Annotated in this window: 20 protein-coding genes; 17 read left to right on the plus strand and 3 right to left on the minus strand. The window is 65.1% G+C overall.

Features of this window, described 5'->3' with window-relative positions:
• The first annotated feature begins 2 nt into the window (after positions 1 to 2).
• From ACNFG0_RS16510 to ACNFG0_RS16570, 13 genes are all read left to right on the plus strand, one after another.
• Positions 3 to 509, plus strand: a complete 507-nt coding sequence (locus ACNFG0_RS16510) for a chemotaxis protein CheW (RefSeq protein ID WP_196144578.1) — start codon at positions 3 to 5, stop codon at positions 507 to 509.
• Positions 506 to 1,756, plus strand: coding sequence for a CheR family methyltransferase (locus ACNFG0_RS16515; RefSeq protein WP_416765654.1), 1,251 nt, complete (start codon positions 506 to 508; stop codon positions 1,754 to 1,756). The genes ACNFG0_RS16510 and ACNFG0_RS16515 overlap by 4 nt, the downstream gene beginning before the upstream one ends.
• Entirely contained in the window at positions 1,753 to 2,418 is a 666-nt protein-coding gene (locus tag ACNFG0_RS16520) for a chemotaxis protein CheW (protein ID WP_416765656.1), read from the plus strand. The genes ACNFG0_RS16515 and ACNFG0_RS16520 overlap by 4 nt, the downstream gene beginning before the upstream one ends.
• Complete coding sequence (locus ACNFG0_RS16525; RefSeq protein ID WP_196144580.1) at positions 2,415 to 4,694, plus strand: hybrid sensor histidine kinase/response regulator; 2,280 nt, start codon at positions 2,415 to 2,417, stop codon at positions 4,692 to 4,694. Before ACNFG0_RS16520 ends, ACNFG0_RS16525 begins: the two co-directional genes overlap by 4 nt.
• Positions 4,691 to 5,704, plus strand: coding sequence for a chemotaxis response regulator protein-glutamate methylesterase (locus ACNFG0_RS16530; RefSeq protein WP_196155860.1), 1,014 nt, complete (start codon positions 4,691 to 4,693; stop codon positions 5,702 to 5,704). Before ACNFG0_RS16525 ends, ACNFG0_RS16530 begins: the two co-directional genes overlap by 4 nt.
• Positions 5,705 to 5,755: 51 nt before the next feature.
• Positions 5,756 to 6,760 carry a response regulator gene (locus ACNFG0_RS16535; RefSeq protein ID WP_196144581.1) on the plus strand — a complete coding sequence of 335 codons (1,005 nt, stop codon included), beginning with the start codon at positions 5,756 to 5,758 and terminating at the stop codon, positions 6,758 to 6,760.
• 357 nt (positions 6,761 to 7,117) lie between these two features.
• A protein-coding gene (prfB, locus tag ACNFG0_RS16540) for a peptide chain release factor 2 (RefSeq protein WP_196144582.1) occupies positions 7,118 to 8,213 on the plus strand; the annotation gives its coding sequence in 2 pieces (ribosomal slippage) (positions 7,118 to 7,189 and positions 7,191 to 8,213; 1,095 coding nt in all).
• A gap of 93 nt (positions 8,214 to 8,306) precedes the next feature.
• Positions 8,307 to 9,809, plus strand: a complete 1,503-nt coding sequence (lysS, locus tag ACNFG0_RS16545; RefSeq protein ID WP_416765659.1) for a lysine--tRNA ligase — start codon at positions 8,307 to 8,309, stop codon at positions 9,807 to 9,809.
• Positions 9,810 to 10,079: 270 nt separating this feature from the next.
• Positions 10,080 to 10,784, plus strand: coding sequence for a TetR/AcrR family transcriptional regulator (locus tag ACNFG0_RS16550; protein WP_084856799.1), 705 nt, complete (start codon positions 10,080 to 10,082; stop codon positions 10,782 to 10,784).
• Between the two features lie 46 nt (positions 10,785 to 10,830).
• Entirely contained in the window at positions 10,831 to 11,379 is a 549-nt protein-coding gene (locus ACNFG0_RS16555; protein ID WP_196144584.1) for a hypothetical protein, read from the plus strand.
• Between the two features lie 134 nt (positions 11,380 to 11,513).
• Positions 11,514 to 12,791: a flavohemoglobin expression-modulating QEGLA motif protein gene (locus ACNFG0_RS16560; protein WP_196144585.1), complete on the plus strand. Its 1,278-nt coding sequence runs from the start codon at positions 11,514 to 11,516 to the stop codon at positions 12,789 to 12,791.
• Positions 12,763 to 13,686, plus strand: coding sequence for an alpha/beta hydrolase (locus ACNFG0_RS16565; protein ID WP_416765661.1), 924 nt, complete (start codon positions 12,763 to 12,765; stop codon positions 13,684 to 13,686). The genes ACNFG0_RS16560 and ACNFG0_RS16565 overlap by 29 nt, the downstream gene beginning before the upstream one ends.
• The gene (locus ACNFG0_RS16570) at positions 13,683 to 14,009 is read left to right on the plus strand and encodes a hypothetical protein (protein ID WP_196144587.1); all 327 of its coding nucleotides are present in this window, start codon (positions 13,683 to 13,685) and stop codon (positions 14,007 to 14,009) included. The genes ACNFG0_RS16565 and ACNFG0_RS16570 overlap by 4 nt, the downstream gene beginning before the upstream one ends.
• Before the next feature lie 121 nt (positions 14,010 to 14,130).
• Here the strand turns inward: ACNFG0_RS16570 and ACNFG0_RS16575 are convergent, their stop codons facing one another.
• From ACNFG0_RS16575 to ACNFG0_RS16585, 3 genes are all read right to left on the minus strand, one after another.
• Entirely contained in the window at positions 14,131 to 14,919 is a 789-nt protein-coding gene (locus ACNFG0_RS16575) for an OmpA family protein (RefSeq protein ID WP_196144588.1), read from the minus strand.
• Between the two features lie 52 nt (positions 14,920 to 14,971).
• On the minus strand, positions 14,972 to 15,385 hold the full coding sequence (locus ACNFG0_RS16580) for a DUF4398 domain-containing protein (RefSeq protein ID WP_196144589.1): 414 nt from the start codon (positions 15,383 to 15,385) through the stop codon (positions 14,972 to 14,974).
• A gap of 263 nt (positions 15,386 to 15,648) precedes the next feature.
• The gene (locus tag ACNFG0_RS16585) at positions 15,649 to 15,993 is read right to left on the minus strand and encodes a pilin assembly protein (RefSeq protein WP_196144590.1); all 345 of its coding nucleotides are present in this window, start codon (positions 15,991 to 15,993) and stop codon (positions 15,649 to 15,651) included.
• A gap of 137 nt (positions 15,994 to 16,130) precedes the next feature.
• On the opposite strand from ACNFG0_RS16585, the gene ppc reads away from it, so the two are divergent.
• The 4 genes from ppc (at position 16,131) to ACNFG0_RS16605 (ending at position 21,128) form a co-directional block, all read left to right on the plus strand.
• Complete coding sequence (gene ppc, locus ACNFG0_RS16590) at positions 16,131 to 18,758, plus strand: phosphoenolpyruvate carboxylase (RefSeq protein ID WP_416765664.1); 2,628 nt, start codon at positions 16,131 to 16,133, stop codon at positions 18,756 to 18,758.
• A 257-nt stretch (positions 18,759 to 19,015) separates the two neighbouring features.
• Positions 19,016 to 19,666, plus strand: a complete 651-nt coding sequence (gene adk / locus ACNFG0_RS16595) for an adenylate kinase (protein ID WP_196144592.1) — start codon at positions 19,016 to 19,018, stop codon at positions 19,664 to 19,666.
• A gap of 88 nt (positions 19,667 to 19,754) precedes the next feature.
• Positions 19,755 to 20,429, plus strand: coding sequence for a tRNA (adenosine(37)-N6)-threonylcarbamoyltransferase complex dimerization subunit type 1 TsaB (gene tsaB, locus ACNFG0_RS16600; protein WP_196144593.1), 675 nt, complete (start codon positions 19,755 to 19,757; stop codon positions 20,427 to 20,429).
• Positions 20,430 to 20,840: 411 nt separating this feature from the next.
• On the plus strand, positions 20,841 to 21,128 hold the full coding sequence (locus ACNFG0_RS16605) for a hypothetical protein (protein WP_416765676.1): 288 nt from the start codon (positions 20,841 to 20,843) through the stop codon (positions 21,126 to 21,128).

Genomic DNA, 21,128 nt, shown 5'->3' on the forward strand with positions numbered 1-21,128 from the left:
CGATGAACGACGTGCAGCTCCAGGAGGAGCAGGCAGGGGATAGCAAGGGTACGTTGTACCTGCAATTTCGCATCGGTGACCAGCGTTTTGCGCTGGATGTGCGCGAGGTGATCGAGGTATTGCCGCGCCGTACGCTCAAGCCCATCGCTCAAGCCCCTGCGTGGGTGGCGGGTATCCTGGCCCACCGCGGTGCGCTGGTGCCGGTACTGGACCTGTCGGCGCTGAGCTTCGGTACCCCGGCCCCCATGCGTACCAGTACCCGGTTGGTGCTGGTGCACTATCTTGGCGACCAGCAATTGGGCCTGGTCCTCGAGCAAGCCACCGATACCCTGCGTTGCCGCCCCGACGAGTTCCAGCCCTATGGCGTGGACAATACCGATGCGCCGTACCTGGGGCCGGTGCGCCAGGACGCCAGCGGGCTGATGCAGCGTATCGAGGTGGGCGACCTGCTGCCGGACGATGTGCGCCGGTTGCTGTTTCCTGAGCTACCCGGGCAGGTGACGGCATGAGCCAGCAGCATTTCTTCCGCTTCCTGCAGGAGCGTATCGGCCTGGACGTGGACTCGGTCGGTGCGCCCATGGTCGAGCGGGCGTTGCAGCAGCGTTGCGTCGCTTGCCAGGCAAGCGACCTGGACGACTACTGGCTGCGCTTGCAGCAATCGACAGACGAGCAGCAGGCGCTGATCGAGGCGGTGATCGTCCCGGAAACCTGGTTCTTCCGCTACCCGGAGTCGTTCACTGCCTTGGTGGGCCTGGCCCATAAGCGCCTGGCCGAACTGGCTGGCGCCCGCCCGCTGCGCATTCTCAGCCTGCCCTGTTCGACGGGCGAGGAGCCTTATTCGATCGCCATGGCGCTGCTCGATGGCGGCATGGACCCGGCGATGTTCCGCATCGATGGCATCGACATCAGCCCCAGTTCCATCGCCCGCGGCGAGCAGGCGGTATATGGGCGCAACTCCTTCCGTGGCATCGACCTGGCCTTCCGTGACCGGCACTTCAGTGAAACCGACGAAGGCCATCAACTGGCCGAGCGGGTGCGCGACCAGGTCAACCTGCAGGTGGGCAATGTGCTCGACCCCCTGCTCAAGAGCCGCGAAGGGCTCTACGACTTCGTGTTCTGTCGCAACCTGCTGATCTATTTCGACGTGCCGACCCAGCGGCGGGTGTTCGAAGTGCTCAAGCACCTGACACATGCCCAGGGCGTGCTGTTCATCGGCCCGGCCGAGGGCAGCCTGCTGGCGCGCCTGGGCATGCGCCCGCTGGGCATCGCCCAGTCGTTCGCCTACGTTCGTCAGCAAGACCCACCGCCCCCGGCCAGCCGCCCGGTACCTGCCGTTCGCCCAGTGACGATGCCGCCCTTGGCGCCGCGTCCGGTGGTTCGGCCCGCCCGTATGCCTCGTCCGCTGCCTGCGGTTTCCCACGCACCGGCCCAAGGCGAAGGCGAGCGGCAGTTGCTCGAGCGCATCGCGCGCCAGGCCAATGTCGGCGACAGCGAACAGGCTCGGGCCAGCTGCCAGCAGTATCTGCAACAGTTCCCGCCCAAGGCCCAGGTCTATTATTGGCTGGGCCTGCTCAGCGACACCGAAGGCGATATCCAGGCCGCACTCAGCCATTATCGCAAGGCGCTGTACCTGGAGCCGCAGCACCCTGAGGCGCTGGTGCACCTGGCAGCCTTGCTCGCTTCCCAGGGCGACGAGGCAGGGGCCCGTCGGCTGCAGGCGCGGGCTGCGCGTGCGGGGCGGGAGTCTGAACGATGAGTGACGTACAAGGGATGCACCTGATCGCTCGGGATGACGAGCTCATCGACGACTGTTGGAACCGCATCGGTGTGCACGGTGACAAGCAGTGCCCGTTGCTCGAACGTCATGTCCATTGCCGTAACTGCCAGGTCTATGCCGCGGCGGCCACCCGTCTGCTGGACCGCTATGCCCTGCTGCAGGACGAGCAGGACGTGGTGCTGCCGCCGGAGGAAGACAGCGCCGGGCGCTCCATGCTGCTGTTCCGCCTGGGCGAGGAGTGGCTGGCCCTGGCCTGCGCGTGCCTTGCGGAAATCGCGCCGCTGCAGGCCGTGCATTCATTGCCGCACCAGCGTTCACGGGTGTTGCACGGCGTAGCCAACGTGCGCGGTGCGTTGGTGCCGTGCCTGTCGCTGGCCGACCTGCTGGGCATGGAACTACTGCCGGCCCAGGATCGCAATGGCCGGGTCATGCCACGCATGCTGATTCTTGCGGCCGAAGGTGGCCCGGTGGTCATCGCGGTGGACGAGATCGATGGTATCCACCGGCTGGACCCAGCGCGCCTGGTCGATGGCCAGGACGCCGCGCATTTCACCGCGGCGGTACTGCAATGGCGTGGCCGCAGCGTGCGGGTGCTGGATGAACGACACGTACTGTCTGCCGTGAAGCGGAGCCTGTCATGACCCCTGAACAAATGCGCGACGCATCGCTGCTCGAGCTGTTCAGCCTGGAAGCCGAGGCCCAGACCCAGGTGCTCAGTGCCGGCCTGATGGCGCTGGAACGCAACCCGACCCAGGCCGACCAGCTGGAAGCCTGCATGCGCGCGGCCCACTCTCTCAAGGGCGCCGCTCGCATCGTCGGCATCGATGCCGGGGTCAACGTGGCCCATGTCATGGAGGACTGCCTGGTGGCCGCCCAGGAGGGGCGCTTGCTGCTGCGTGCCGAGCATATCGATGCCCTGCTGCAGGGTACCGACCTGCTGATGCGTATCGCCACGCCGGGCGATGAGGGCAGCGAAGCGGCGGTGCCGGCCTTCCTGGCGCAGCTGGCCAGCCTGCTCGACCCCAACGCACCGGTTGCCGCCGAATCGAGCGTGCCTGCCAATCCGGCGTCGTCTGCGACCGTGGAACCGGACGCGGCAGTGGTCGTGAGCGAGCCGCAGGCCGAGCCCGGCCCGTCGCGCAAAGCCGCCAAGCGCGGCGGGGAAGGGGCTGAGCGGGTGCTCAGGGTGACGGCCGACCGCCTCAACAGCCTGCTGGACCTGTCGAGCAAGTCGCTGGTGGAAACCCAGCGCCTGAAGCCTTACCTGGCCAGCCTGCAGCGCCTCAAGCGCATGCATGGCCAGGGCATGCGCGCCCTCGATGGGCTCAAGCAGCAGCTCGAAGGCAGCGGTCAGAGCCAGGAGGTGCTCGAAGCCCTGGCCCAGACCCAACGCCTGTTGGGCGAAACCCAGCAGATCCTGCAACAGCAGGCTGCTGAAATCGACGAGTTCGGCTGGCAGGCCAGCCAGCGTGCACAAAACCTCTACGACACGGCGCTGGCCTGCCGCATGCGTCCCTTCGCCGATGTCCTGGCCGGGCAGAGCCGCATGGTCCGCGACCTGGGGCGCTCCCTGGGCAAGCAGGTGCAATTGCAGGTCGAGGGCGAAAAGACCCAGGTCGACCGCGACGTGCTGGAGAAGCTCGAAGCCCCCTTGACCCATCTGCTGCGCAATGCTGTCGACCATGGCATCGAGCTGCCCGAGCGGCGCCTGCTGGCGGGCAAGTCGGTCGATGGCACGTTGCGCCTGCGTGCGTCCCACCAGGCTGGGCTGCTGATTCTCGAACTGAGCGACGACGGCGCCGGCATCGACCTTGAACGCCTGCGCCGCAGCATCGTCGAGCGTGCGCTGTCGCCGGCCGAGACCGTGGCGCAGATGAGCGAGGCGGAGCTGCTGACTTTCCTGTTCCTACCGGGCTTCAGCCTGCGTGAGCAGGTCACCGAGGTGTCCGGGCGAGGCGTTGGCCTGGATGCGGTGCAGCACATGGTGCGCGAACTGCGCGGCTCGATCGAGCTGACCCAGGTGTCCGGCCAGGGGTGCACCTTCCATCTGGAAGTGCCGCTGACTTTGTCGGTGGTGCGCAGCCTGGTGGTGGAGGTGGGCGGCGAAGCCTACGCTTTCCCGCTGGCGCACATCGAACGCACCCTGGAGGTGTCCGCCGAACAGATCGTGCAGATCGAAGGGCGCCAGCACTTCTGGCACGAGGGCCGTCACATCGGCCTGGTGGCCGCGAGCCAGTTGCTCAACCGCCCGGCAGGGCAGGACGACGAACGCAGCTTGCGGGTCGTGGTGATCCGCGAGCGCGACCAGCTCTACGGCGTGGCGGTGGAGCGCCTGGTCGGCGAGCGGGTACTGGTGGTGATGCCGCTGGATGCGCGCCTGGGCAAGGTCCAGGACATTTCCGCCGGTGCCTTGCTCGACGATGGCTCGGTGGTGCTGATCATCGACGTCGAAGACCTGCTGCGCTCGGTCGAGAAGCTGCTCAGCACCGGGCGCCTGGAGCGTATCGAGCGTGGTGCCCGGGGCGGGCGCGGCCTGGTGCGCAAGCGCATCCTGGTGGTGGACGACTCGCTCACCGTGCGCGAGCTGCAGCGCAAGCTGCTGGGCAACCGTGGCTACGATGTGGCCGTGGCGGTGGACGGCATGGACGGCTGGAACGCCTTGCGCAGCGATGATTTCGACCTGCTGATCACCGATATCGACATGCCGCGCATGGACGGCATCGAACTGGTCACCTTGGTACGTCGAGACCAACGCCTGCAATCGCTACCGGTAATGGTGGTGTCCTACAAGGATCGTGAAGAAGACCGGCGACGTGGACTGGACGCCGGTGCCGACTACTATTTGGCTAAGGCCAGCTTCCACGACGACGCGCTGCTGGACGCGGTGGTGGAGCTGATCGGAGGGGCCCAGGGATGAAGATCGCCATCGTCAACGACATGCCCATGGCCGTGGAGGCCCTGCGCCGCGCCCTGGCCTTGGAGCCCGAGCACCAGGTGCTCTGGGTGGCGGCCAATGGCGCCGAGGCGGTGAGGCTGTGCGCCGAACAAACCCCGGACCTGATCCTCATGGACCTGATCATGCCGGTGATGGACGGCGTCGAGGCCACTCGCAGGATCATGGCCGAGACCCCGTGCGCTATCGTCATCGTCACGGTCGACCGCAAGCAGAACGTGCACCGGGTGTTCGAAGCCATGGGCCATGGTGCCCTGGATGTGGTCGACACGCCGTCGCTGGGGGCCGGGGATGCCCGGGAAGCGGCCGCGCCGCTGTTACGCAAGATCCTCAATATCGGCTGGCTGATCGGCCAGCAACGGCCCGCGACGACCCGGGCTGTGTCGGCGCCGCTGCCTGAAGCGTCCCAGCGTCGTGGCCTGGTGGCCATCGGTTCCTCGGCAGGCGGGCCGGCGGCCCTGGAAGTACTGCTCAAGGGGCTGCCACGCGAGTTCCCGGCGTCCATCGTGCTGGTCCAGCATGTCGACCAGGTATTCGCCGCCGGCATGGCCGAATGGCTCAGCGGGGTGTCCGGCCTGCCGGTACGCCTGGCCTGCGAAGGCGAGCCGCCGCAGCCGGGGCAGGTCCTGCTGGCGGGCACCAACCACCATATTCGCCTGATGCAAGGCGGCCAGCTGGCGTATACCGCCGAGCCGGTCAACGAGATCTACCGCCCCTCGATCAACGTGTTCTTCGAGAGCGTGGCGCGCTATTGGACCGGCGATGCCGTCGGCGTGCTGCTCACCGGCATGGGCCGCGACGGCGCCCAGGGCCTCAAGCAGATGCGCCAGCGAGGGTTCCTGACCATCGCCCAGGACCAGCAGAGTTCCGCCGTCTATGGTATGCCCAAGGCCGCCGCGGCGATCGACGCAGCTGTGGAGATCCGGCCGCTGGAGCGTATCGCCGGGCGGTTGATGGAGATCTATCCAAAATGAAGTTATGTATTGAGTCACGCCGCCTGGCCGGCCGTGACCAGGTGAACAGGCATGAATGATCTACCGATCGAAGGTTTCACGACCATCAACGAAAGTGCGGCGATGGTCCTGCTGGTCGACGACCAGGCGATGATCGGCGAAGCGGTGCGCCGTGGGCTGGCCCACGAGGAGAACATCGACTTCCATTTCTGCGCCGACCCGCACCAGGCGGTGGCCCAGGCCATGCGCATCAAGCCCACGGTCATCCTCCAGGACCTGATCATGCCGGGGCTGGACGGCCTGACCCTGGTGCGCGAATACCGCAATAACCCGGTCACCCAGGACATCCCGATCATCGTCTTGTCGACCAAGGAAGACCCGCTGGTCAAGAGTGCCGCCTTCGCTGCCGGCGCCAACGACTACTTGGTCAAGCTGCCGGACAACATCGAGCTGGTGGCGCGGATCCGCTATCACTCGCGCTCCTACCTGACCCTGCTGCAGCGCGACGAAGCCTACCGCGCCCTGCGGGTCAGCCAGCAGCAGTTGCTCGATACCAACCTGATGCTGCAGCGGCTGATGAATTCCGACGGCTTGACCGGGTTGTCCAACCGCCGCCACTTCGATGAGTACCTGGAGCTGGAATGGCGTCGGGCCATGCGTGAGCAGCAGCAACTGTCGCTGTTGATGATCGACGTGGATTATTTCAAGGCCTACAACGACAGCTTCGGCCACCTGGCGGGCGACGAGGCCCTGCGTCAGGTGGCCGAAGCCATCCGTGGTTCCTGCTCGCGCCCCACCGACCTGCCGGCGCGCTATGGTGGCGAGGAGTTCGCCCTGGTGCTGCCCAATACCTCGCCCGGCGGGGCGCGGTTGATCGCCGAGAAGCTGCGCCAGACGGTGCTGGCGCTGAACATTCCGCACATCGCGCCCCAGCCTGATGCGCACCTGAGCGTGAGCATCGGCTTGGCGACCCTCACGCCCGGCATCGGCAGCCATAGCCGGCAGCTGATCTCGGCGGCCGACAAGGGGCTGTACCTGGCCAAGAACAACGGGCGCAACCAGGTGGGTGTGGCCTGATCCGGAAGCGCTTCGGCCCGAATCGCCGGCAAGCCGGCTCCTACCCTGAGCGTGCACACTGAACCCTGTGGGAGCCAACTGTCTTGAGTTGCTTGCCCCGGTCCTATCGCTGGCAAGCCAGCTCCCACAGGTACGGCGGTGTCTCTGAAAACAGCGCAGGCCGGGTGGGAGCGGGCTTGTCCCGCGATTGGGCCGGGCCCGATATCACCGTCGCCTGACAAGGGCTGCACCCTTGATCGCGGGACAAGCCCGCTCCTACAAAGACGCATGTTTCCACCGCCCGGCGGGTCTGCCGCCCTGGCACGGACTGCGTTATACTCGCGGGCTTTTCACCGAATTCGCGCGAGTAGCCAGCCCATGGAAATCCAACCAATCCTGAACACCATCAAGGACCTCACCGAACGTTCCCAGTCCATTCGGGGGTATCTTTGACTACGATCACAAAGCTGATCGCCTGATCGAAGTCAACCGCGAACTGGAAGACCCTGCCGTCTGGAACAAGCCCGAGTACGCCCAGGGGCTGGGTCGCGAGCGTGCCATGCTGGCACAGGTCGTCGAGACCCTGGACAAAATGTCCAACGGTTTGTCCGACTGCAAGGACCTGCTCGACATGGCCGTCGAGGAGAACGACGAAGGCGCCGTCAGCGATGTCGTGACCGAGCTGGAAGGTCTGGAGGAAGTTCTGGCCCAGCTTGAGTTCCGTCGCATGTTCAGCGGCGAGATGGACATGAACAACGCCTACCTGGACATCCAGGCCGGCTCCGGTGGTACCGAGGCGCAGGATTGGGCCAACATCCTGCTGCGCATGTACCTGCGCTGGGCCGACAAGCGTGGTTTCGATGCCACCATCATCGAGCTGTCCGAAGGCGAGGTCGCTGGCATCAAGGGTGCCACCGTGCACATCAAGGGCGAGTACGCCTTCGGCTGGCTACGCACCGAGATCGGCGTGCACCGCCTGGTGCGCAAGAGCCCGTTCGACTCCGGCGCCCGTCGCCACACCTCGTTCTCGGCGGTGTTCGTCTCCCCCGAGATCGACGACAAGGTCGAGATCGAGATCAACCCGTCGGACCTGCGCATCGACACCTACCGCTCCTCCGGTGCCGGTGGTCAGCACGTGAACACCACCGACTCGGCGGTACGTATCACCCACGTTCCGACCAACACCGTGGTGGCCTGTCAGAACGAACGTTCCCAGCACGCCAACAAGGACACCGCCATGAAGATGCTGCGGGCCAAGTTGTACGAGCTGGAGATGCAAAAGCGCAATGCCGCCTCGCAGGCGCTGGAAGACAGCAAGTCGGACATCGGCTGGGGCCACCAGATCCGCTCCTACGTGCTGGATGACTCGCGTATCAAGGACCTGCGCACCGGCGTCGAGCGCAGCGACTGCCAGAAGGTCCTGGACGGCGACCTCGACCAGTACCTGGAAGCGAGCCTCAAGCAGGGGCTGTAAACCGCATACCACCGCCGCGATACCTGGCCCTGGGCCGGTATCGCGTGCCCTGCCCGACAGGGGCAACGAACACCTGATGGAAACAATGACGACATGAGCGACCTCAAGACCGAATCGCAAGACCTGCAACAGGAAGAAAATGCCCTGATCGCCCTGCGCAAGGAAAAACTTGCCGCCGAGCGTGCCAAGGGTAACGCCTTCCCCAACGACTTCCGTCGCGACAGCTACTGCAACGACCTGCAGAAACAGTACGCGGACAAGAGCAAGGAAGAGCTGGAAGCAGCCGCGATCCCGGTCAAGGTTGCCGGCCGCATCATGCTCAACCGTGGCTCGTTCATGGTCATCCAGGACATGACTGGACGCATCCAGGTCTACGTCAACCGCAAGACCCTGCCGGAAGAAACCCTGGCCGCGGTCAAGACCTGGGACCTGGGCGACATCATCAGCGCCGAAGGCACCCTGGCCCGTTCCGGCAAGGGCGACCTGTACGTCGAGATGACCGACGTGCGCCTGCTGACCAAGTCGCTGCGCCCGCTGCCGGACAAACACCACGGCCTGACCGACACCGAGCAGCGCTACCGCCAGCGCTACGTCGACCTGATGGTCAACGAGGAAACCCGCCACACTTTCCGTGTGCGTTCCCAGGTGATCTCGCACATCCGCAAGTTCCTCATCGAGCGCGACTTCCTCGAAGTCGAGACGCCGATGCTGCAGACCATTCCCGGTGGCGCCGCGGCCAAGCCGTTCGAAACCCATCACAACGCCCTGGACATGGCCATGTTCCTGCGCATCGCGCCGGAGCTGTACCTCAAGCGTCTGGTTGTGGGGGGCTTTGAAAAAGTCTTCGAGATCAACCGCAACTTCCGTAACGAAGGCGTCTCGACCCGGCACAACCCCGAGTTCACCATGCTCGAGTTCTACCAGGCCTACGCCGACTACCGCGACAACATGGACCTCACCGAGGAACTGTTCCGCGAGCTTGCGCAGCTGGTACTGGGCACTACCGACGTGCCGTACGGCGACAAGGTGTTCCACTTCGGCGAGCCGTTCGCCCGTCTGTCGGTGTTCGACTCGATCCTCAAGTACAACCCCGAACTCACCGCCGCCGACCTGCAGGACGTCGACCGTGCCCGCGAGATCGCCAAGAAAGCCGGCGCCAAGGTGTTGGGCCACGAAGGCCTGGGCAAGCTGCAGGTGATGATTTTCGAAGAGTTGGTCGAGCACAAGCTGGAGCAACCGCACTTCATTACCGAGTACCCGTTCGAAGTCTCGCCGCTGGCCCGTCGCAACGACCAGAACCCGGCCGTTACCGACCGCTTCGAGCTGTTCATCGGTGGCCGCGAGATCGCCAACGCCTACTCCGAGCTCAACGATGCCGAAGACCAGGCCGAGCGCTTCCTGGCCCAGGTGGCCGAGAAGGACGCCGGTGACGACGAGGCCATGCATTACGACGCCGACTTCGTCCGTGCCCTGGAGTACGGCATGCCGCCGACTGCCGGTGAAGGTATCGGTATCGACCGCCTGGTGATGCTGCTGACCAACTCGCCGTCGATCCGCGACGTGATCCTGTTCCCACACATGCGTCCGCAGGCCTGAGCAAACGGTCTACAGGGCTGCTGTGCAGCCCTTTCGCGGCACGAGGCCGCTCCTACGGGCTATATGCAGCTCCTGTAGGAGCGGCCTTGTGCCGCGAAAGGACCGCATAGCGGTCCGCGGATATGGCCATGCATGTCATCCGCCTTCGAGGCGGTTTTTTCTTGCCTGCAATCTATTCGTGACTGGTCGGTCATAAATTACGAGCCTTTACTGCAAAAGAGGGATTTACCCTCGCCGAGACTCAACGAGGTACTCATCGTGACTCCCGCAATGGCCCAACAAGGCGCAGCAGGCGTGGCCAGCGCCGTCGCCGAAAGCGTGCAATACCAGGGGCGCAAGACCGCCCGCCAGGGCAGCGAGCAGCGCCGCCAGCAGATCCTCGACGCGGCCATGCGCATCGTCGTGCGCGATGGCGTAAGGGGTGTGCGGCACCGGGCGGTGGCCGCCGAGGCAGGTGTGCCCTTGTCGGCCACCACTTACTACTTCAAGGACATCGAAGACCTGCTCACCGACACCTTCGCCCAGTATGTCGAGCGCAGTGCCGCCTACATGGCCAAGCTGTGGGCCAGTTCCGAAGTGCTGCTACGCCAGTTGCTCGCCCAGGGCGATGGCAGCCCTGCGTCCCGGGCGCGCCTGGCTGATGACGTGGCGCGCATGATGGCCGACTATGTCAGCCGCCAGCTGCACACCCGGCGCGATTTCATCATGGCCGAACAGGCCTTCCGCCAGGAGGCGCTGTTGTGCCCGCGCCTGGCCGAACTGGTCACCGCCCACGAACAGATTCTGCTGCATGGCGCACGCCAGATGCTGCAGGTGGTCGGGTCGCGCCAGCCCGAGCAAGACGCCCAGATGTTGACGGCGATAATCGAGCAGATGGAATATCAGGGCCTGCTCAAGGATGCGAATGCGCAAGCCGATGGGCAGATGCTCGCTATCCTTACCCGGTACCTGCACCTGGTGCTGGCATCGGCCTAGGCTGGGACCGACCCCAGGGGCGACCGACTTTTTCAAGGAGAACCTGATGAAAGCCTGGCGTGTGGTGTTGTTGACGCTGTCATTCCTGATGCTCGGTGGCTGTCTGGTGACCTTCCATGAACCCTTGCCCAGCAACCAGGCCGCGCCCAAGGCGCTGCTTGGCAAATGGAGCAGCAAGGACGCCTGGGGCGAGCCGCTCAAGCTCGCCATCAGCCGCGTCGGCGGCGATGCCTACCGGGCGGTGGCCACCGCCAAGGGCAAGGCGCCCGAGGAGTACGTCTTTACCGTGTCGCGCCATGGCAACCGCTGGTACCTGTCGGCGGGGGTGCCCAAGCGCCTGGGCGGCAACTTCCTGATCGGTGGCTTCGATATCGTCGACGACAAGGAACTGGTGCTCTATAACCTCGATGTCGACCAGGTCCAGCAGGCGCTGGAGAACAAGGAGCTCAACGGGCGCAGCACCGAAGGGCTGGAGGACAACGGGCCGGGGGTGTTGATCGACAGCCCGGCGGAGCGGGTCCTGGCCTACCTGGACGACCCAGCCAATTCCGACTTGTTCGTCGAGGTGGCACGCTTCCAGCGTTCCGGCAAATGACTGTGTGGCCTCTTCGCCGGCAAGCCGGCTCCCACAGGTATATCACCGCCCTTGGGCATTGCGTGTGTACCGGTGGGAGCCGGTTTGCCGGCGATAGGGCCGCTACAGGTATCCTGTTCTGAAAGGAGTCCCCGGTGGACGAGTACCAGCAAACCATCCGCGCCCTGTCCGACCGCATCGTCGCGGCGCAGACCCCGATCCGGGTCTTGGACGCGGTGAAGTGGGATGACAACATCCGCCAGGGCTTCCTCAAGGCCAAGGGCAAGGAGCCTCCGGCGGTCGACCGCGCCTACTATCAGGGCCGCCCCCTGTCGTTCGACTCCAGCGCAGTGAAGGCCGAGTTCCAGAGCATCGAGCGCGACATCACCCGCCAGCTCGGCCAGTTCAACCCGGTCGGCCAGATCATGCGGCGCATGTGCAAGGAGTACCGCATGGTGGTGCGCATGCTCGAGGCCCGTGGTACCGAGGACTTCGGCCTGATTTCCCAAGAGCTCTATGGCGCGGCCTCCGACGCCTTCCATGCCGGCGACCCGACCCTGGCCGACCTGGGCCTGATGCTCTCTGACTACCTGAACAACATCGATGGCCGGGGGGACCTGAAGGACGAACCGAAGAACCTCACTGCCAAGGAAGCCGTGGCGATTCTCCAGCACCGCCTGAACAAGGTGTTCGGCGAAGCCGAGGAGACCATCCGGGTGTTCGAGTCCGATGGTATCGTCGCCGACGCCGCCGCCGGTGCCGACTACATCAAGGTGCGCGCCGACGCGATGTTCAACAGCCGTGACGTACGCGCCCTGGAGGTTCACGAGGGGCTGGTGCACGTGGGCACCACGCTCAATGGGCTCAACCAGCCGATCTGCACTTTCCTGGCCAAGGGGCCGCCCTCGTCGACCGTGACTCAGGAAGGCCTGGCCATCCTCATGGAAGTGATCGCCTTCGCCTCCTACCCCAGCCGTCTGCGCAAGCTCACCAACCGCACGCGGGCGATCCACATGGTGGAGGAGGGGGCGGACTTTTTGCAGGTCTATGAATTCTTCCGCGGCCAGGGCTTCGAGATGGCCCAGAGCTACAGCAATGCCAGCCGGGTATTCCGCGGTTCGGTGCCCAATGGCCTGCCATTCACCAAGGACTTGTCCTACCTCAAGGGTTTCATCATGGTTTACAACTATATTCAGTTGGCCGTGAAGAAAGGCAAGCTCGAGCAGATCCCGCTGTTGTTCTGCGGCAAGACCACTCTGGAAGACATGCGTACCTTGCGCCAGCTGGTCGAGGAGGGCCTGGTGGAGCCACCCAAGTACCTGCCGGAGCAGTTCCGCGACCTCAACGCCCTGTCGGCCTGGATGTGCTTCTCCAACTTCCTCAACCACCTGAGCCTGGATCGCATTGAAGCCGACTACGCGAACATTCTCTGACGCCTGTCGCCTGCTGATCCTGGGCCTGCTTCTGCTGGGGCTCGGGGGCTGCAGCAGCTTGCTGTTCTTCCCGGAGCCGGGCCTTGCGTTCACGCCGGAAAAGGCCAGGCTCGCGTATCGCGACCTGACCCTCACCGCGGCCGACGGCACGCGTCTGCACGGGTGGTGGCTGCCGGCCAAGCCTGGGGTCGAGGTCAAGGGCACGGTGCTGCACCTGCACGGCAACGGCGGCAACCTGGCCTGGCACCTGGGCGGTAGCTACTGGCTGCCCGAGCAGGGCTACCAGGTACTGTTGATCGACTACCGTGGCTATGGCCTGTCCCAGGGCAAACCCAGCCTGCCCGAGGTCTACCAGGACATCGCCGCAGCCATGGCCTGGCTGGACCAGGCCCCGCAAGCCCAGGGCAAGCCGCTGGTGCTGCTGGGGCAGAGCCTGGGCGGTGCCATGGCCATCCACTACCTGGCTGCCCATCCCGAGCAACGCCAGCGTTTCAGCGCCCTGGTCTTCGACGGGGTACCGGCCAGCTATCGGGAAGTGGGGCGTTTCGCCCTGAGCACCTCATGGCTGACTTGGCCGTTGCAAGTGCCGCTGTCATGGCTGGTACCGGACGGCGACAGCGCGATCCGCTCCATCGAGCGCCTGGACAGCCCGCCGAAGCTGTTCTTCCACAGCATTGACGACAACCTGGTGCCGATGGACAGCGGTATCCGACTGTACCAGCACGCGCCGCCGCCGCGGGTGCTGCAACTGACCCGGGGTGGCCATGTGCAGACCTTCGCCGACCCGACCTGGCGTCAGGTGATGCTGCGCTTTCTTGATGACCCCAGCCACTTCAATGGCCTTCGGCGCTTGGCCGAAGTGCCCAACTACCCAGACGAGAAGAACAAGCAATGAGTGAAGAACGCAACGCCATCCCGCTGATCCTGACCGCCGTCGGCAGCATCATCGTGACGGTCGGCACCCTCTGGTACTACGGCTACGTGCATTTCGCCAAGCCTGAGGACGCCCTGTTGCTGCAGGATTTCACCATGCTCAAGACCCTCCCCGGCGAAGACTACAAGGTCTCCCTGGACCCTGCGCCCCAGGTAGCCCAGTGCATCGATGGTGTGCTGGTGCTGTTCGATACTCAGCAGAAAGGCCTGACCGGCGTGCTGGTGGACAACCGCAAGCGTGCGATCCGTTGCCTGGGGCAGGAGACGCCGCAGCAGGTGCAGTGATGCGTTGCACGGGCCCGCAGCGGAACAAGCCCGCTCCGACAAGGGTGGTGCACACCCTGTAGGAGCGGGCTCGTCCCGCGATGGGGCTGCAAAGCAGCCCCTGTCTTTCAAGACCCAGGCGTTATTGCACCTGGCTCACCGAACGCGGCTGCACCGGCTGGTTGTCATTGGAGATGGTCACCTCCACGCGGCGGTTCTGGGCGCGGCCGGAGTTGCTGCTGTTGTCGGCCACCGGGTATTCCTTGCCATAGCCTTGGGCGACGATGCGGGTCGGGTCTACGCCGGCACGCACCAGGGCCATGCGCACGCTGTTGGCGCGGCGTTCGGACAAGGCCTGGTTGTAGGTGGCCGAACCGACGCTGTCGGTATAACCCTCGACGATCACCTTGCGCTCAGGGTTTTCCTGAAGGAACTGGGCGAGCTTGGTGATGTTGGGGAAGGCACTGCTCTTGAGCTCGGACTTGTTGAAGTCGAACAGCACGTCGCCGAAGGTCACCAGGGTGCCTCGGTCGGTCTGCTTGGCGTTGAGGCTCTCCTGCAGCTTGCGGATCTGTGCGTCGCGGGCATCCAGGCGGGCCTGGGCGCGCTGGGCGGAGGCGTTCTTCAGTTCGTTCTCGGCCGAGCGCAGGGCGATGGTCTGCTTGGCTACCTCGACGCGCTGGTTGGTCAGGTAGGCCAGCTGGTCGACCTTCTTCTCGTCCTCGCGGTCCATGAACGCCTTGTCGGCTTTGTTCAGCCAGTCCTGGGCGTCCTTGGTCTCGAGGGCCGCCAGCTTGCTGGCCTGCGGGTCGCTCTGCAGGGCCGAGAAATTGGTGCGTGCCGACTCAAGGTTCGGGTTCGGGTCGTGGGAGCAGGCGGCCAGGCCTACGCTCAGGGCCAGCAGGGCGGGGATCATGACGTAATTGCGCATAGTGTTCATCCTTTGAAAAATGGCGAAGGCTCAAGAAAAGGCTGGGCTGTGCTCATTCGGCGCTGCGCATGCCTTCCTCACGCAGGTCCTGGACACCCTGGCGAGCGTCCTGCACGGCCTTTTGCGCCTTGGCGGCCTGCGCCTTGCGCTCGGCCACGCGCGCGTCCCACTCGGCCTGTTCGGCCAAGCGCTTGGCTTCGTCGTATTTCTTGTCATGCATGGCGATTTCGGCCTGCTTGAACTTGTCCTGGGCGGCCTTCATTTCCACGGCGGCGAATTCGGTGCCGCCGGCACTGACGGCGGAGTTCACCGCGGATTGGGTAACGGCGTACTGCTCGGTGGGCGGGTTGCCAGCGCAACCGGCCAGGACCAGGCTGCTGCCCAGGGCCAGTGCGGCCAGCTTGAGCCCGCGCCCAGTCTTGGATGATTCGTGCGATGTGCGGGTCTTCATGGTGGTCAGCTCCATTGGTTCACTCCTGTTAACGACAATGTCCGTAGCAGTCCATCGCTTCTCCCTGGCAGATGCGCGCACTTCGGCTGAACAGTGCACAACGGCATGTGTGCAGGGTTTTAGCGTGATGGCTATTGGCTGTGACTGAGGCGTTTTTCAGATAGTTCAGAAAAAAATGCCCTCGAGGGGCAATTTTTTCTGACTGGTCGGTCAGCGGCTTTGGCCGGTAGCGCAGGTGCCTGGGCAATGGCGAGCGCCCTGGTGGCGCTCGCCCGGGCTCACTTGGAGGTGTCGTCGCCGGTGCTGCCGAGGGTATGCAGGTGGCGGCGGGAAAGGGCCAGGAAACGTGGGGTAGGGCCGATATCTTCGTACAGCGGGTCACCTTCTTCGTCGGTGGCGATCACCTGTTGACCCTGGACATAGGGAAAGCTGGCCTCCAGCTCTTCAAGGGCTGCGCCGACCAGCTCGCCGAGCAGTTCTTCGGCGGTGCGCTTGGGGTACATGTCGATCAAAGCAGCCAGGCGCGCCTCGGACTCCAGGTCCAGGTGCAGCACATGGCCGGTGGGGCTCAGGCGCCCCTTGGCGTTCTGTTCCCACTGTTGGGCAAGCTCGCGGATTTTCATGATGACCTCTGGCCACGGATGACTTCTTTCACTTTAGTCGCTTTGCCAGGTTGCGGCTTGCCATGCCGGGCCGGCTGTGCCAGTACTGTTCCCTTCCTGAGCGGGTGCGCGGGCGAGCCGCGCCGGAGAGAGGGCCGATGACTGATATCGATGTACGCTTGCGTGAGGATGTCCATCTGTTGGGGGAGTTGCTGGGCGAGACCATACGCCAGCAGCATGGCGAGGCGTTCCTGCAGAAGATCGAGGATATTCGCCACAGCGCCAAGGCCGACCGCCGTGGCGCCGCCGAGCAACTGAGCTCGACCCTGGGCGACCTGGCCGACGATGACCTGTTGCCGGTGGCGCGGGCGTTCAACCAGTTCCTCAACCTGGCCAATATCGCTGAGCAGTACCAGTTGATTCGCCGCCGCGACGCCGGCCAGCCCGAGCCCTTCGAGGCGCGGGTGCTACCGGAACTGCTGGCGCGCCTGAAGCAGGCCGGGCACAGCGATGATGCCCTGGCCAGGCAGTTGGCCAAGCTGGATATCCAGCTGGTACTCACGGCCCACCCCACCGAGGTGACGCGCCGCACCCTGATCCAGAAATACGACGCCATTGCCGGGCAACTGGCGGCGCAGGACCACCGTGACCTGACCCCCGCCGAACGCCGGCAGGTTCGCGAGCGCCTGCGTCGGTTGATCGCCGAGGCCTGGCACACCGAGGAGATCCGCCGCACCCGGCCGACACCTGTGGACGAAGCCAAGTGGGGCTTCGCGGTGATCGAGCATTCCCTGTGGCAGGCGATCCCCAACCACCTGCGCAAGGTCGACACGGCCCTGTTCGAGGCCACTGGCCTGCGCCTGCCGCTGGAGGCGGCACCGATCCGCTTCGCCTCTTGGATGGGCGGCGACCGCGACGGCAACCCCAACGTGACCGCGGCGGTGACCCGTGAGGTCCTGCTGCTGGCACGTTGGATGGCCGCCGACCTGTTCCTGCGCGACATCGACTACCTGGCCGCCGAACTGTCCATGCAACAGGCCAGTGCGGCGCTGCGCGAGCGGGTTGGCGACAGCGCCGAACCCTACCGTGCGCTGCTCAAGCAATTGCGCGATCGCCTGCGCGCCACGCGCGCCTGGGCCCATGCCGCGCTGACCGCCACGCTGGCGCCCGGGGCCGAGGTCCTGGCCAGCAACCGCGAGCTGATCGAGCCCCTGGAGTTGTGCTACCAGTCGCTGCATGACTGCGGCATGGGCGTGATCGCCGACGGCCCATTGCTCGACTGCCTGCGCCGGGCGGTGACCTTCGGCCTGTTCCTGGTGCGCCTGGACGTGCGCCAGGATGCTGCCCGACATCGCGATGCGCTGACCGAGATCACCGACTACCTGGGGCTGGGGCGCTACGCCGACTGGGATGAAGAGCAGCGCATCGCCTTCCTTCAGGCCGAACTGAAGAACCGGCGGCCTTTGCTGCCTGCGCATTTCCAGCCTGGGGCGGAAACCGCCGAAGTCCTTGCCACCTGCCGCGAGATCGCCGCGGCGCCGGCGGCTTCGCTGGGCTCGTATGTCATCTCCATGGCCGGGGCCGCCTCGGACGTGCTGGCGGTACAACTGTTGCTCAAGGAAGCCGGCCTGACCCGGCCGATGCGCGTGGTGCCGCTGTTCGAGACCTTGGCCGACCTGGACAACGCCGGGCCTGTGATGGAGCGTCTGCTCGGCCTGCCGGGCTATCGTGCTGGGCTGCATGGGCCGCAGGAAGTGATGATCGGCTACTCCGACTCCGCCAAGGACGCCGGGACCACGGCAGCCGCCTGGGCCCAGTATCGGGCACAGGAAAACCTCGTGCGTATCTGTCGCGACCATCAAGTGGAGCTGCTGCTGTTCCATGGCCGTGGCGGTACGGTCGGCCGAGGCGGCGGGCCGGCCCACGCGGCGATCTTGTCGCAGCCGCCTGGCTCGGTGGGCGGGCGCTTCCGGACCACGGAGCAAGGCGAGATGATCCGCTTCAAGTTCGGCCTGCCGGGTATCGCCGAGCAGAACCTCAACCTGTACCTTGCCGCGGTGCTCGAGGCGACCCTGCTGCCGCCGCCGCCCCCCCAGCCGGCCTGGCGCGCATTGATGGACCAGCTGGCTGCCGATGGCGTCAAGGCGTACCGCGACGTGGTGCGCGAGAACCCCGATTTCGTCGAATACTTCCGCCAATCCACCCCCGAGCAGGAGCTGGGTCGCCTGCCTCTGGGCAGCCGCCCGGCCAAGCGGCGTGCCGGCGGCATCGAGAGCCTGCGTGCGATTCCGTGGATCTTCGGCTGGACCCAGACCCGCCTGATGCTGCCGGCCTGGCTGGGCTGGGAAACCGCCCTGGGCAATGCCCTGGCCCGGGGCCAGGGCGAACTGCTGGCGCAGATGCGCGAACAATGGCCTTTCTTCCGGACTCGCATCGACATGTTGGAGATGGTCCTGGCCAAGGCCGATGCGGAAATCGCCAAGGCCTACGACGAACGTCTGGTGCAACCGGACCTGCTGCCGTTGGGTGCGCAACTGCGCGACCTATTGTCGCAGTCGTGCCAGGTGGTGCTGGGGCTGACCGGGCAATCGGTGCTACTGGCGCACAGCCCCGAGACCCTGGAGTTCATCAGCCTGCGCAATACCTACCTGGACCCGCTGCACCGCCTGCAGGCCGAGTTGCTGGCCCGTTCGCGCAGCCGCGAAGCCGCTCTGGACAGCCCGCTGGAGCAGGCCCTGCTGGTGACCGTGGCGGGTATCGCCGCAGGCCTTCGCAACACCGGCTGAGGCAGTAGAGGGAGGGCCTTGGCCGGGTGGCATGCGCCGTTCGGTCGGGGCTGGCCAAGCCGGTTGCGCTGGGCGCAACCGGGCCGCCAAAGGCCCCCGCATGGCGATTTCCTGCAACTTTGGGACGCTTGTCTGGTTGCCGGGCGCTGTGTATCTTGAGCAGCCTTTTGACCGATTTTCGGTCTCACCCGATTTTTCGGAGTTGGCCTTCTGTGCCGAATCCGTTGATTTACATAGAAAAATATGAGGAGCACAAGATGCGCGTAATTCTGCTGGGAGCTCCCGGGGCCGGTAAAGGTACTCAGGCAAAGTTCATTACCGAGAAGTTCGGTATTCCACAGATCTCCACCGGTGACATGTTGCGTGCTGCCGTCAAGGCCGGCACCCCGCTGGGCCTGGAGCTCAAGAAAGTCATGGATGCCGGCCAGCTGGTTTCCGACGAGCTGATCATCAGCCTGGTCAAGGAGCGCATCGCCCAGCCGGATTGCGCCAACGGCTGCCTGTTCGACGGCTTCCCGCGCACCATTCCCCAGGCTGAAGCCATGGTCGCTGCCGGCGTCGATATCGATGCCGTGGTCGAAATCGCCGTGGACGACGAAGAGATCGTCGGTCGCATGGCCGGCCGTCGCGTACACCTGGCTTCGGGCCGTACCTACCACATCCAGCACAACCCGCCGAAAGTGGAAGGCAAGGACGACGTCACCGGCGAAGAGCTGATCCAGCGTGACGACGACAAGGAAGAGACCGTGCGCCACCGCCTGTCGGTGTACCACAGCCAGACCAAGCCGCTGGTGGACTTCTACCAGAAGCTGTCGGCCGCCAACAATGGCAAGCCGAAGTACGCCCACATCGAAGGTGTCGGCTCGGTCGAGTCGATCACCGCCAAGGTACTGGCAGCCCTGAGCTGATCCATCACCGTGCGTCACGACGGCCCGCTTGCGGGCCGTTGTCGTTTATACTGCCGCTCTTTTTACCTCTGCCCTGGAATACCGTTCGATGACCACGTTGCTGGCCCTGGATACCGCCACTGAAGCCTGTTCCGTCGCCTTGCTGCATGACGGCAAGGTGACCAGCCACTACGAGGTGATCCCACGCATGCACGCCCAGAAACTGCTGCCGATGATCAAGCAGCTGCTGGGCGACTCCGGTGTTGCGCTCAATACCATCGACGCCATCGCCTTTGGCCGTGGCCCGGGCGCGTTCACTGGCGTGCGTATCGCCATTGGCGTGGTTCAGGGGTTGGCCTTCGCCCTGGAGCGCCCGGTGCTGCCGGTGTCCAACCTGGCGGCCTTGGCCCAGGGGGCCTTGCGCGAGCGTGGCGTGCAGCAGGTGGCTGCGGCCATCGACGCACGCATGGACGAGGTGTACTGGGGCTGCTACCAGGCCTGCGAGGGCGAGATGCGCCTGCTCGGGCGCGAGGCGGTACTGCCGCCGGAGCGGGTGCAGTTGCCCGAAGGCGCCAGCGGTGATTGGTTCGGTGCCGGCACCGGTTGGGGCTATGCCGGGCGCCTGGCGGTGCCGGTGAGCGAGAGCGATGCCTCGGCGCTGCCCAGCGCCCTGGACATCCTCAGCCTGGCCACCTTCGCCTGGGGCCGCGGTGAGGCCATCGCTGCCGAGCAGGCACAACCTGTGTACCTGCGCGACAACGTCGCCACACCCAAGGCGCGCTGAACGAGCCTTTGTGGCAAAAACAGACCTATAGCGCAGATCTTGTAGGAGCGGGCTTGTCCCGCGATCAAGGGCGAAGCCTTTGCCTGGCGAAGGTGATAGCGGGCCCGGCCCAATCGCGGGACAAGCCCGCTCCCACAGGGGCCTGCAAATCAAATCGTTATGCGTTGACTGTATTGCGCAGAGAACAAGCGGCTAGCGCTGATCCCTTGTAGGAGCGGGCTTGTCCCGCGACCAAGGGCGAAGCCCTTGCCAGGCGACAGTGATAGCGGGCCCGGCCCAATGGATTAACTGACCGGCATTAGCCCAACCCCGAACCTTTTGTCTAAACTGTGGTCCAGTTAACAAATCGGGCATTAGCGACGGATCCCTGGTGCTGCTAAATTGCCATCATTGATCCTGAGTGCCCTGTCCATGCGTATCGATGGTTTCTCCCCGCAGTCCTATCCGATCAAGCGCCCTGCGCGCAAGGCACCGGTGCGCGACGAAACAATCGAGGACGCCGACGTGGTCGACGAGGTGCAGGTGCCTCAGGACCCGGGAACCCGGCGCCATACGGCCGGGGTTCCAGCCCGGCAACAGGACATGGTCTTCCCTCGGGCCCGCGACCGACGTACCGCCACCGCTCTGGCCAGCTACCTGGCCACGGCCGGCTTCACCGACTGGGAGATGGAAGTGCTGGGGCTGGACCTGTACATTTGA

It is taken from the genome of Pseudomonas sp. NY15372 (assembly GCF_048068215.1).
Lineage (GTDB): Bacteria > Pseudomonadota > Gammaproteobacteria > Pseudomonadales > Pseudomonadaceae > Aquipseudomonas > Aquipseudomonas guariconensis_A.